Below are 13033 nucleotides of genomic sequence, written 5' to 3'. Positions count from 1 at the left end.
CCAAATTTACGGGAAAACTCCGCGAAGATATGAGAAAGAATTTATCATGTAGGAGCAAAAATCGAATTTATGAGCAAAGCCCAGCATCCAAAGCAGCATTTCTATCAAATTGGGAAAAAGATAAATTTTATGAGCAAAACATCTAAATTACGAGCAAAAATTTTAACTTTATGGGAAACCTTCGCGAATTTATGAGAAAAAATTCATGATTTAGGAGCAAATATACGAATTAATGAGCAAAACGCAGCATCTAATGAGTTTCGCATCGAATTTTTGTGGGAAAAGTTGAACTTTATGAGTAAAACGTCTAAATTACGAGCAAAAATTTCAAATTTATGGGAAACCGTCACGAAATTACGAGAAAAAATCGATCATTTAAGAGCAAAATACTCAAATATGAGCAAATCATCAATTTCCATATGTTCTCCCTTTTCATAAACTAATAAAACATTTGTCTGAAAAGGATTTCATGTGCTACAATCTCTTAAAATTTTACAGCAAAGGGGGTACATCAATGGGAATTCATAACTATTTTAAAAGTTTATCTGATTTAGAAGAATTATATCGCTGTCCAGGGAAGTTTAAATATCAAAGTCATTCTGTGGCGAGCCATTCGTTTAAAGTAACAAAAATCGCTCAGTTTTTAGGAACGGTCGAAGAACAAATGGGGCGTACGGTCGATTGGAAAGCGTTATATGAAAAAGCACTCAACCACGATTATCCAGAGTTGTTCACTGGAGATATTAAGACACCGGTCAAATATGCCTCCAACGAATTAAAAGAACTTTTTAACCAAGTGGAAAAACAAATGACGGAAAAGTTTATTTTAAAAGAGTTTCCGAAGGAGTATCAGGATGTATACTTCCGCCGCTTTACGGAAGCCAAAGACGACACCTTAGAAGGAAAAATTTTAGCGGTAGCGGATAAAATTGACTTGTTGTACGAGTCGTTTGGAGAAATTCAAAAAGGGAATCCAGAGCCGCTCTTTTTAGAAATGTACCAAGAGGCGTTAGACACCATTTGCCAGTATGATGATTTACATTGTGTTCAATATTTCTTAAAAAATATTTTACCGGAGATGCTGGAAGAAGAAGGAATTCCTGCTATGAAACTATCCGAAATAACCGAAATGATTATCAATCGTCATGAAAAAGTATAAGGAGGTAAGGAAATGCCAATATTTAATCAACAAATACTACCCGCCGTCCGGTCGATGAAGGATTTTGACCTCCTTCTCCGGACGAACTATACATACGGCGTCTTTTTGGACATGCATGTAGGAATGTTAAAGAGCGTGTTTCAATACGCCAAACAAGCCAATAAACAAATGTTTTTACACATGGATTTGATCCATGGGCTTAAAAGTGACGAGTATGCAACCGAGTATGTTTGCCAAGAAATTAAGCCGTATGGGATCATTTCCACGAAAGGAAACGTCATTATAAAAGCAAAACAAAAGGGGGTTTACGCGATTCAACGTGCGTTTATTATCGACTCCTCAGCGATGGAAAAAAGCATTAAACTCGTCCAAAAAACCGAACCCCACTTTATCGAAGTCCTGCCTGGAGTGGTCCCGAAAGTTGTCCAAAAACTAAAACAAGAAACCGGCATCAATATTATTGCTGGTGGGCTGATTGAAACGGTGGAAGAAGTAGATGCCATTTTACAAGCCGGGGCCTGTGCAATCACGACATCCAACGTTGATTTATGGAAACACTTCGAACCAAATTATTAATTTATTTGAAAATTTTGGAGAAAGTATATTGACAACGCTTACAAATTCTACTAACATCATAGATAAGTTAATACATAGTGTTAGAGAAATGGAGACACACAGTTCCTTAGGTGAGTAGGGTACGTGTGTCTCTTTTTTTTAATCAAAGTAAAAAAGGAGGTCACTAACATGTCAGCATTTTTCGGAGAAATTGTCGGAACAGCTATTTTAATTATTTTAGGAGGAGGTGTTTGTGCCGGAGTTAGTTTAAAAAAATCGTTTGCGCATAATTCAGGATGGATCGTCATCACGTTTGGATGGGGACTTGGGGTAGCGGTTGCTGTCTATGCCGTTGGTCAAATCAGCGGCGCTCATATCAACCCAGCGGTGACCTTAGCTTTAGCGTTTACTGGCGATTTTCCATGGAGTGACGTACCAAACTATATTCTTGCGCAAATGATTGGTGCATTTATAGGTGCATGTATCGTCTTTTTACACTACTTCCCGCATTGGAAAGTGACCGATGATCCAGGAGCGAAGTTAGGAGTATTTTCTACAGGACCAGCGATTCCACATTATTTTTCCAACTTAATAAGCGAAATCATAGGTACATTTGTTTTAGTAGTCAGTATTTTAGCCATTGGTGCTAACGAATTTACCGAAGGTCTGAACCCATTAATCGTTGGATTCCTTATTGTGAGCATCGGATTATCGCTTGGAGGAACGACTGGATACGCGATTAACCCGGCACGTGATTTAGGTCCCCGCATTGCTCACTTTGTGCTTCCGATCCCTGGAAAAGGAAGCTCGAACTGGGGGTACGCTTGGGTACCAGTGGTTGGACCATTGTTAGGTGGTTCGTTTGGAGGTTTATTCTATAAAGCAATCTTTTTAGGTAAAATGGTTACACCATTCTGGGTGTTGCTTGCTACCATCGTATTGGTATTAATGCTTGCCTCTTTATTGGATAAGAAAGTAAGCGCTTCAACACACTCAAAACAAATCTCTGTGTAAGAAAGGAGTAGATTTGGATGGAAAAATATATTTTAGCTCTTGACCAAGGAACAACAAGCTCTCGGGCGATTTTGTTTAATCAAAAAGGGGAAGTGGTGCACATGGCCCAAAAAGAATTTACGCAACACTTCCCAAAGCCAGGTTGGGTCGAACATGATGCGAATGAAATTTGGGGTTCCATTTTAGCGGTCATGGCTTCTGTTCTTTCAGAAGTGAACGTTAAGCCGGAGCAAGTGGCAGCGATCGGGATTACCAACCAACGCGAAACAACCGTCGTTTGGGACAAACATACTGGGAAACCAGTATACAATGCGATCGTTTGGCAATCACGTCAAACAGCGGATATTTGTGACGAATTAAAAGAAAAAGGGTATGACGAACTGTTCCGCCAAAAAACGGGATTACTTATCGACGCGTACTTTTCGGGGACCAAAGTGAAATGGATTTTAGACAATGTCGAAGGCGCTCGGGAAAAAGCGGAAAACGGTGACCTTCTTTTCGGTACGATCGATACGTGGCTGATTTGGAAGCTTTCTGGCGGAAAAGCTCACGTGACCGATTATTCGAATGCTTCCCGGACGCTTATGTACAATATTTTTGACTTACAATGGGACGATGAACTGTTAGACATATTAAATGTGCCAAAATCGATGTTACCAGAAGTGCGTCCATCTTCAGAAGTGTATGGTACAACCATTCCGGAACACTTCTTCGGACAAAAAGTGCCAATTGCCGGAGCAGCCGGGGACCAACAAGCCGCACTGTTCGGTCAAGCATGCTTTGAAAAAGGAATGGCAAAAAACACGTATGGAACGGGTTGCTTTATGCTCATGAATACAGGGGAAAAAGCGGTCCGTTCGGATCATGGCTTATTAACAACATTAGCGTGGGGCATTGATGGAAAAGTGGAGTACGCCTTAGAGGGAAGTATTTTTGTGGCGGGTTCTGCGATTCAATGGCTTCGAGATGGTCTGCGCATGTTTAAAGAAGCTAAAGATAGTGAAATGTATGCAACTCGAGTGGAATCAACCGAGGGTGTCTATGTCGTTCCAGCGTTCGTCGGCCTTGGAACACCGTATTGGGATAGCGATGTACGCGGAGCAGTGTTTGGATTAACCCGCGGGACGAAAAAAGAACATTTCGTTCGTGCCACCCTTGAATCATTAGCCTACCAAACGAAAGACGTGTTAACGGCCATGGAAAAAGACTCCGGGATTTCCTTAAAAGCGCTACGCGTCGACGGAGGGGCTGTAAAAAATAACTTCTTAATGCAATTCCAAAGCGACATCCTCAATGTACCGGTAGAGCGTCCAGTTGTAAACGAAACGACCGCTCTTGGGGCCGCGTATTTAGCTGGTCTTGCGGTTGGGTATTGGAACAACCGCGAAGAAATTGCGAGCCAATGGAATCTAGACCGCTCGTTTGAACCAACTATGAGTGAACAAGAGCGTACAAACCTTTACGAAGGATGGAAAAAAGCCGTTCGTGCAACCATGGCGTTTAAATAAGAAAGTTGTTTCCATTTCTATAAAAATATGTTATTATAAAAGTAACAAGTTCATAGTTCGGTAAGAGACGAAGAGAGACCATTCGACATTATGGATGTAGTCATAATGTACGGTGGTCTCTTTTTGCTTTTTTCCGAAACAAAGGAGGAACTAGCATGAAACGCCAACCATTCAAAGAGCGTTTGCAACAAGAACGATTTGACCTGATCGTGATTGGTGGTGGGATCACTGGAGCAGGTATTGCATTAGATGCGGCTACTCGGGGGATGAAAGTGGCGCTTGTAGAAATGCAGGACTTTGCTGCCGGAACGTCCAGCCGTTCGACGAAGCTCGTCCACGGAGGCTTACGTTATTTAAAACAATTCGAAGTCAAAATGGTCGCTGAAGTCGGAAAAGAACGTGCCATTGTGTACGAAAACGGCCCGCATGTCACCACTCCAGAATGGATGCTGCTCCCGATTCATGAAGGGGGAACGTTCGGTAAGTGGAGTACCTCTCTTGGATTATTTGTTTACGATTATTTAGCAGGGGTGAAAAAATCCGAACGGCGTAAAATGCTGTCCCGAGAAGAAACGATTCAAAAAGAACCACTGCTCAAAAAAGAAGGACTCAAAGGCGGGGGCTACTATGTCGAATATCGAACCGATGACGCACGCCTAACGATTGAAGTGATAAAAAAAGCGGTGGAAAAAGGAGCAGTTTGTGTCAATTATACAAAAGCGGAAGAATTTATCTATGTCAACCAGCAAGTGAAAGGGATTCACGTTTGTGACGTGTTAACTGGCGAGACGTATGCGATTAAAGGGGATGTCGTTGTCAACGCCGCTGGACCGTGGGTGGATCGCGTTCGCAACAAAGACTATTCAAAAAATGGAAAAAAACTCCGTCTAACAAAAGGGATTCATTTAGTGATTGATCAATCGGTCTTCCCGCTCAAGCAAGCGATTTATTTTGATACACCAGATGGACGAATGGTATTTGCGATTCCACGGGATGGAAAAACGTACGTCGGAACAACGGATACGTTTTATGACAATAACCCGGCCCATCCAAAAATGCTCGCGGAAGATCGAGCATACGTGTTAAACGCCATTCGCTACATGTTCCCTTCCGTTAACGTAACGGAACAAGATGTGGAATCGAGCTGGGCGGGCGTACGACCGCTCATATACGAAGAAGGAAAAGACCCGTCCGAAATTTCCCGTAAAGACGAAATTTGGGAAGGAGAAAGCGGCTTAATCACCATTGCCGGAGGAAAATTAACGGGCTATCGGAAAATGGCCGAAACCGTAGTGGATTTAGTAGCTAAACGATTGGAACAACAGGGACGTGCTCCGTTTCCTCCATGTCAAACAAAGCGGTTGCCGATTTCCGGTGGAGAGGTTGGGGGCTCGGAAAACCTCCCGCATTTTATCGAACAAAAAGGAAAAGAAGCGATTCGTTATGGACTCACGGAAGAAGAAGGAAAGCAATTAGCGAAAATGTACGGTTCCAATGTCGACCACCTGTTCCGAATCGCCCAGTCTTATGAAGGAGGCACCCTTCCAATTATGGTCTATGCCCAACTGAAGTACGCCTTAGAAGAAGAAATGGTTTGCAAGCCGGTCGACTTTTTCATCCGCCGAACCGGAGCTTTGTTTTTCAATATCCAATGGGTTCATCAATGGAAACAAGCCGTCATCGATGAAATGGATGTTTATTTTGGTTGGACACAAGATGAAAAACAAACGTACACGGACGAACTAGAACAAGAACTGACCGATGCCGTTATCCCAGTTGATTTGCAAAAAACAAAGGTTAATCGTTAATGGACGACGCTGGAACACTTCCAGCGTCTACTTTTTAATTTTAGAATAGATCGAATCTTCAAGAAAATTATGGTAATATTTAAATAGGCTATAAAATAAAAGTAATTGGGGGAGACGGATGAAAATAAATCAATATGTAGAAACATGGGATTTAGACGTCTTTTTTTTAGGTGGAAGTGATTCCGAAGAATTTAAGCAGTATTTAAAGGAACTGGAATCTCTGATGAATCGTTTTCGCGTCCATGCGGAGCAATGTCACGGAATGGAACAATTGCCGAGTCTATTAGACGAGTATAAAACGGTAGCAGCAAAGATACGCGAGGCTAGTGCATTTGTGAACTGTTTAAAGGCACAAAATACAGCCGATAAAAAAGCAAGCCAGCTCGGAAATACGGTTACTTCCCTTTATGCTGAATTGAATAACATTTTAACTCTCGTGGATCAAAAACTGGTTTCGATTCATGATTCTGAATGGGAACTAGGGCTTCAATGGGAAGAATTAAAGGAACTATCGTTTGTAATAAATGAAAGAAGAAGACGCGCCAAAGAAAAGCTTTCACTGGAAGAAGAAACGTTAATTCAGTCCTTATCGGTCGACGGCTATCATAGTTGGGGAGAAATGTACGCCGATATCGTCGCGAAAATGACGATTCCGTTTGAAGAAAACGGAAAAGTGGAACAGCTTTCGGTCGGCCAAGCGTCTAATAAATTTTCTCATCCCGACCGAACGGTACGAAAACAGGTAGCCGAAGAATGGGAAAAAGCGTGGGGAAATCAAGCCGACCTGTTCACGAGAACATTGAACCACCTTGGAGGTTATCGACTAGCTGTTTACAAAAAGCGTGGATGGGAGGATGTCTTAAAAGAACCACTTGATCTGAACCGCATGGAAAAAGAAACGCTAGACATGATGTGGAAACAAATTGAACAATATAAAGCACCACTTGTGAGATATTTACAAAGAAAAGCGGAGTTACTTGGTATCGACCAAGTGGCTTGGTACGATTTAGACGCACCGGTCGGTAAGGTAACCGGTAAGGTGTCTTACCAAGAAGGGGCGGAATTTATTATTAGGCATTTCGGTAAGTTTGGTAAAAAGTTACAAAACTTTACGGAACATGCATTTTTGGACCGGTGGATTGAAGCCGAAGACCGACCAGGAAAAAGACCGGGTGGATTTTGTACAAGTTTTCCTGAAAGCGGGCAGTCTCGAATTTTTATGACCTACTCAGGAACTCCTGGGAACATTGCAACATTGGCGCATGAATTAGGTCATGCGTTCCACCAATATGCCATGAAAGGCGTTCATCCGTTAAATAGCTTTTATGCGATGAATGTCGCTGAAACAGCCTCTACGTTTGCTGAAATGATCGTGGCCGATGCATCCGTTCGTGAAGCTCGTACAAAAGAAGAAAAAGTAGCTCTACTTGAAGATAAATTGCAACGAAGTGTGGCGCTTCTCATGAACATCCATGCCCGGTTTCTATTTGAAACCGCCTTTTATGAGGAGCGGAAAAAAGGATGGGTCTCAACCGAACGCTTAAATGAACTGATGTACCAAGCCCAACAGCAAGCCTATAGTGGAGCTTTGGCCGAATATTATCCATACTTTTGGGCTTCCAAACTACACTTCCATATTACGGGGGTTCCGTTCTACAACTTCCCATATACGTTTGGGTACTTATTTTCACTCGGGATTTATGCAAGAGCATTAGAAGAGGGAACCGCCTTTGAAGACAAATACATTGCATTATTAAAAGATACGGGTTCCATGCAAGTGGAAGATCTAGCTTACAAACATTTACAAGTAGATTTAACGCAGAAAGATTTCTGGGAACATGGATTAAAGCTAATTGCCCAAGAGGTCGAAGAGTTTCTTGAATTAACAGAAGACATGATTTAATCGATAATAAAACGAAATGCTAGTTCTACGCATACGGGAACTAGCATTTTTTTATAGAAGTATTTTTCTAAAAACGAATAGGTTTCTCATAAACTAATAGGTTTTCTCATAATCTAATAGATTTTCTCATAAACTAATAGGTTTTCTCATAAAAATTAAATTTTTCCCATAAACGAATAATTATTTCTCATAAATCTGAAGTTTTTGCTCATAAATCGGGAATTGTTTCTCATAATCAGGAGTAATTCCCATAAGCTTGAATTTTTCTCATAAAGCAGCAGTTTTCGCATAAAGAGAAGTTTTTTCATGTATCTGAACCTATAAACGGGAAATTTTTTTTCTTATAAAATTGCGTTTTTTCCCATGAACTGATATTTTTTCTCATAGAAATTTATTTTTTTCCCATAAATAAATAATTTTTTCTCATAAATTTGAAGTTTTTTCTCATAAATCGAGAATTGTTTCTCATAAAACAGGAATTGTTCTCATAATAAGAAGTTTTTCTCATAATCTTGAATTTTTTTCTCGTAAACAGGTGTTTTCTCATAAAAATTCATTTTTTCTCATAAATAATTAATTTTTTCTCATAAATTTGAAGTTTTTTCTCATAAATTGAGAATTGTTTCTCATAAAACAAAAGTATTTCTCATAACCCTGAACTTTTCTCATAAACCTGCAATTTTTGCATGAATCCCATAAACCTGCAGTTTTTTCTATAAAGCAGATGTTTTTCTCATGAATGTGAATTTTTGCCCATAAATTTAACATTTTTTCTCATAAATTTACGGTTTTTTTCCATAAACTTCCGATTTTTTCTCATAAATCAAAAAAATTTTCCCATAACCGATAAATTTGCTCTTAAAGAATTTTTTTCTTATGAAAGATGCTTGATGACATGTTGGCGTGTAGGTTCAAAGCCTTGTTTTTTATAAAAATTGTTCGCTTCCACGTTAAATTCCCAATAATCGAGTTGAATGGACGATATTTGATGAGACTTGGCTATATGTTCTGCATGTTTTAATAAGGCTCGTCCATATCCTTTCCCTCGCTCATTTTCATTGACGCTCAGTTGGTGAACAAAGAGAGTTGATGAAGCATATTTAAACGGAGTTTCTTTTGATTGTTTCATTTCTACCCAGATGTAGCCAGCTGAGTGTCCGTCTTCATTTTCCACGACATAGAACAAATGATTCTCAATTTGAATGATTTCTTCGAAAAAAGCGGTCATCGCTGTTTCGTCATATGGCTTAAATACTTCTGGTGCTCTGGTGACATGCAAGTCGTGCACGGGCTTATTGAGGCGAGCAATTAAACGGGCATCCTTCGTTTCGTAGATCTTCATATTTGTCTCCCTTTCTTGTTTTCTATATTTTGAAAAATCTTGTGTGAATTGTCAATAATCTGTTTAAGGGCAATCATTTGAAACCATTTTAAAATCAATCGCATAAATGTATATTTTTAGCTATGATAGAAATAAATCGAACGAAAACAAGTGAAAGGAAGATCTTTTTGAACTTTTTACAAAAAATTCAACCCCATTTAACGAGTAATGATTTATTTGTTCAAAAATTCGTGTTGTACGCATTACAAGAATATCCGGAAGTGCCAGCTGAATGGACGACTCAACTTATTAATGAAGCGATCCATCATAAAGAAAAGGAATTGTATGTATTAATAGATATTAGAAACCATCCGCTCAATGATGAAGCTGCAAAGCTATTAATTGATGGAATCAATAAAACCGATAAAGTAAACACACATTTGTACCTCGAACTTATTAAGCAATTACCTCCTGAGGTTGTCGTAAAATATCAAGTCGAACTAGGAAATATTCTTACAAAAGAAACAATCGAGTTTTATCGCCTGCTTGCAAATGGCAGTGAAGAAGAAGTGTGGGAAGAATATTGCGCCGTTTTAGGACAGTTGAATAATGAAGAAAGGTTTAACCAAAAGCTATACTCAAAGGCGAAACTGCTCATAAAAACCCTCGTCCAAAAAGGATGGATCGATGAAAAAGAAATCGATATGGTTTTACACGAAGAGTTAAATAATGAATGGTTTTCTGATAACGGAATCTTGATGGTTTATGCCATTGGCTTACTTCGGTTAGAAAAATACATTCCGGTATTGGCAAGCTTGTTGGTGCGCGATGAAGACATCTTGTTGGAAGAAGTTTCCGATGCGTTAACGGTCTTCCAATCGGATGATGTGGTTCGAGCAGTGGCCCCATACGCGATGAAACAAGAATCGGAAATTTTTGCAATTTCTATATTAGGTAATACAAAAACTCCTTTGGCAGTGGATGTATTACGAAAAGTGTATTGGGAACAGGAAGATGAAGAAACGAAAGCGTTAGTGATTGAAGCCCTTTGTCATCAGCTTACGGATGAGGCAATGCCGGAAATAGAAGATTATATTCATCACGACTATCGTTCATTTCTCATTGAAGTAGAAGAATTACTTTATGGGTGGTTTAAAGTAATGGACAAGAATCACCCTCTTATGGAACATTGGAAACGAGTAGCATTAGAAAATGAGTTGCGTTTTCAAAAAAATCAGGGAGATTTATTATTGAACATGCCTTTTCGAAATACTGAAAAAGTCGGACGTAACGATCCTTGTCCGTGTGGAAGCGGAAAAAAATATAAAAAGTGCTGCTTGAAGTAATGGAACGTACGCTCTCTTTGAACAGAAGAGGGTGCATGTTTTTTTACTAAAAATTCACAAAAAATATTGTTCAAAAAACTCCATCTTTTCTTGTTCCATTAAAGGGCTGTTTGTTTTAGGCTAACAACGATTTCTTTAAATAAGTACATTCCCTAAACATAGTACATAGGATAATTTAATAAATCTGTGAAGGGAATGAGAAACATGTACTATGTTCCTTATATGTATCCATATCCTTATTATGTTACCGTACCCATGTATAACTATGGAAGACAGCCTGTATACTGGACGATTCCTAATGAGATAGGGATACAATCATCAAAGGGAAAAGATAAAATTAAGTTAAAAGATTATGGATCAGAACCGTTTGTAGTTAATATCAATGAGGCTACGAAGCAAAACAATACGTATCGTACCGCTTTATGGACAGGAAATCATTTGCAAGTTACGTTGATGAGTCTCAATGTTGGCGAAGATATCGGTTTGGAAATTCACCCTCATGTTGATCAATTCTTACGTATTGAACAAGGTCAAGGGATTGTTCAAATGGGCAAGAGTAAAGATCATTTAAACTTTGAAAGAAAAGTGTATGATGACTCTGCTATTATGATACCTGCAGGAACATGGCACAATGTAACCAATACAGGTAATATCCCGCTAAAACTTTACTCAATCTATGCACCTCCAGAACATCCACGTGGTACTGTACATGTAACAAAAGCCGATGCCATGGCAGCTGAAGAATAAAAAGAAGAACGTGGTTTCAAAAATATACTATTAGAATTGTTCTTACGAAATTAGAGAACTATTTTGTAATTTTTTATAAGTTTGTTATTCAATTAACGGACGCCACCAATTGAAGATCCAGCTGCCATCATTGGTGGCTTTTTTTCTTATTGCACTAAAGGACCAGTTATCTTTAATAATGATGTTGGATTTTTATGGTAAATTAGATTCTTAGAAGTTCGGTAAAAAATTCCCACTATTCGTACTATTTTCCTGTTTTTTGAAAATGAAAAGGTTTTAATTTTTCCCCATTGAATAGTTAAAGTGTCAAAAATATTCAATGGAGGTGCATTCATCTTGAATAAAAAAGCCTTACATATTGTATTATCAGGTGCTCTTTTAAGTACTGGGTTAACATTTGGAGTCGCTACTCATTCTGTAGGAGCTGTTGGCGAAGGACCAAACTACAACGGAAATGAGACCATTAAAAATGAACGATTGCATTCATATGAGGAAATGGTAAAGTTTTTAAAAAGGTTAGACAGTCAATCGGATGCGCTTACACTTGAAGTTTATGGACAATCTGTGAAAGGTCGCGATTTGTATCTTGCTAAATTCGGTAACAATGAAAACAATCCAACGATTTTATATTTAACGCAACAACATGGAAATGAAACACTGACTACTGAAGGGGCCTTAAAATTTATACAACACTTAACATCGAATAGTAAGCAGGTAAAAGAAATTTTAGACAATGTGAACATTTTAGTAGCACCGCGATTAAATGTAGATGGAGCTGAGGGGGATGTTAATTTCTCTTTAGACAATTATGTTGCCGGTACGCATACCCGATATAATGCCAACGGTGTTGATTTAAATCGTGACCATGTTGACCGAGAACAGCCTGAGACAAAAGCGTTACATGAAAATGTACTTCAAAAATATAAGATTGATTATATGATTGATCTTCATCATCAAGGAACACAGACGACACTAGGTGACAGTGATGAGCTAGTATCAGGCTCAATTCTTTATCCGACGAATGAAGAGGTTGATCCCGAAGTAGTTGAACGTTCGAAAAAGCTTGGTGCTGTTTTATACCACGAAATTGAAAAAAGAGGCTTTGGAACACTTTCCAAATATAATGGTGGTAGTGCCAATACGATAAGCCGTAATGGTCTAGCAACTGAATATGGAATTGCGACGTTGTTGTTTGAAATGAGGGGGATGGCTGATCATTATAATGAGTCATACGTATTAGGCCAAAAAAGTAACGGCTACTTAATTAAACAAGCGGTGATTGCACTGGAAGCAACGGCTAAAGCAATTGCTGATGGTTCGATTGAACACGCCGATACTTCCTTCTGGGATACACTCCCACTAAGTGGAAGTAAAGGTGGAGAATAAAAAGATACAAAAAAACGTGAACAAACGGGTGAATGTTTGTTCACGTTTTTTGTGCGACCGGCATGGGAGTAATCTAGGGGGAAAGTTCCGAACTTAGTGCTTTGAGAAAAATGATAAATCTTTAATCAAAAAATCATCCCTACATTTGACACAAAAAGTAGGGATGATTGGTATTTTAATGGAGTTAAGGAAATGATATAGGCAATTTATTCAAGAAAAGCAACTGTTAGCATTTCCAACTTCTTTCTACATTGTTAGTTTTTTTGTCTCATCACCATATTCTGTG

General features: G+C 39.0%; 10 protein-coding genes. 9 read left to right on the top strand and 1 reads right to left on the bottom strand.

Translation table 11 applies throughout. The features are described 5' to 3' along the window. Window positions 1–514 precede the first annotated feature (514 nt). The 6 genes from ABES52_RS11260 (at window position 515) to ABES52_RS11235 (ending at window position 7947) form a co-directional block, all read left to right on the top strand. Window positions 515–1159, top strand: a complete 645-nt coding sequence (locus tag ABES52_RS11260; RefSeq protein WP_429651251.1) for an HD domain-containing protein — start codon at window positions 515–517, stop codon at window positions 1157–1159. A gap of 18 nt (window positions 1160–1177) precedes the next feature. Next, window positions 1178–1735 (top strand): glycerol-3-phosphate responsive antiterminator, encoded by a 558-nt coding sequence (locus tag ABES52_RS11255; protein WP_429651268.1) that lies wholly within the window; start codon window positions 1178–1180, stop codon window positions 1733–1735. Window positions 1736–1903: 168 nt separating this feature from the next. Further along, entirely contained in the window at window positions 1904–2728 is an 825-nt protein-coding gene (locus ABES52_RS11250) for an MIP/aquaporin family protein (protein WP_429651250.1), read from the top strand. A 17-nt stretch (window positions 2729–2745) separates the two neighbouring features. After that, a complete protein-coding gene (gene glpK / locus ABES52_RS11245) occupies window positions 2746–4236 on the top strand; it encodes a glycerol kinase GlpK (RefSeq protein ID WP_429651249.1) in 1491 nt (496 codons plus the stop codon). Window positions 4237–4391: 155 nt separating this feature from the next. Next, on the top strand, window positions 4392–6044 hold the full coding sequence (locus tag ABES52_RS11240) for a glycerol-3-phosphate dehydrogenase/oxidase (protein WP_429651248.1): 1653 nt from the start codon (window positions 4392–4394) through the stop codon (window positions 6042–6044). Between the two features lie 118 nt (window positions 6045–6162). Next, window positions 6163–7947: a M3 family oligoendopeptidase gene (locus ABES52_RS11235; protein WP_429651247.1), complete on the top strand. Its 1785-nt coding sequence runs from the start codon at window positions 6163–6165 to the stop codon at window positions 7945–7947. 874 nt (window positions 7948–8821) lie between these two features. Here the strand turns inward: ABES52_RS11235 and ABES52_RS11230 are convergent. After that, window positions 8822–9289 (bottom strand): GNAT family N-acetyltransferase, encoded by a 468-nt coding sequence (locus ABES52_RS11230; protein WP_429651246.1) that lies wholly within the window; start codon window positions 9287–9289, stop codon window positions 8822–8824. A gap of 167 nt (window positions 9290–9456) precedes the next feature. On the opposite strand from ABES52_RS11230, the gene ABES52_RS11225 reads away from it, so the two are divergent. The 3 genes from ABES52_RS11225 to ABES52_RS11215 all read left to right on the top strand — a co-directional run bounded on the left by ABES52_RS11225 (window position 9457) and on the right by ABES52_RS11215 (window position 12747). Further along, window positions 9457–10614 (top strand): SEC-C metal-binding domain-containing protein, encoded by a 1158-nt coding sequence (locus tag ABES52_RS11225; protein WP_429651245.1) that lies wholly within the window; start codon window positions 9457–9459, stop codon window positions 10612–10614. Between the two features lie 204 nt (window positions 10615–10818). Then, window positions 10819–11361 carry a cupin domain-containing protein gene (locus tag ABES52_RS11220; RefSeq protein WP_429651244.1) on the top strand — a complete coding sequence of 181 codons (543 nt, stop codon included), beginning with the start codon at window positions 10819–10821 and terminating at the stop codon, window positions 11359–11361. Window positions 11362–11697: 336 nt separating this feature from the next. Further along, window positions 11698–12747 (top strand): M14 family metallopeptidase, encoded by a 1050-nt coding sequence (locus tag ABES52_RS11215; RefSeq protein ID WP_429651243.1) that lies wholly within the window; start codon window positions 11698–11700, stop codon window positions 12745–12747. Window positions 12748–13033 lie beyond the last annotated feature (286 nt).

The organism is Aeribacillus pallidus, from assembly GCF_050478865.1.
GTDB lineage: Bacteria > Bacillota > Bacilli > Bacillales > JACDOC01 > JACDOC01.
This window is presented reverse-complemented; position numbering and strand designations above follow the sequence as displayed.

Coding starts and splice junctions, on each gene's coding strand:
- ABES52_RS11260 (WP_429651251.1), top strand. CDS start 515: ATGGGAATTCATAACTATTTTAAAAGTTTATCTGATTTAGAAGAATTA.
- ABES52_RS11250 (WP_429651250.1), top strand. CDS start 1,904: ATGTCAGCATTTTTCGGAGAAATTGTCGGAACAGCTATTTTAATTATT.
- glpK (WP_429651249.1), top strand. CDS start 2,746: ATGGAAAAATATATTTTAGCTCTTGACCAAGGAACAACAAGCTCTCGG.
- ABES52_RS11240 (WP_429651248.1), top strand. CDS start 4,392: ATGAAACGCCAACCATTCAAAGAGCGTTTGCAACAAGAACGATTTGAC.
- ABES52_RS11235 (WP_429651247.1), top strand. CDS start 6,163: ATGAAAATAAATCAATATGTAGAAACATGGGATTTAGACGTCTTTTTT.
- ABES52_RS11230 (WP_429651246.1), bottom strand. CDS start 9,289: ATGAAGATCTACGAAACGAAGGATGCCCGTTTAATTGCTCGCCTCAAT.
- ABES52_RS11220 (WP_429651244.1), top strand. CDS start 10,819: ATGTACTATGTTCCTTATATGTATCCATATCCTTATTATGTTACCGTA.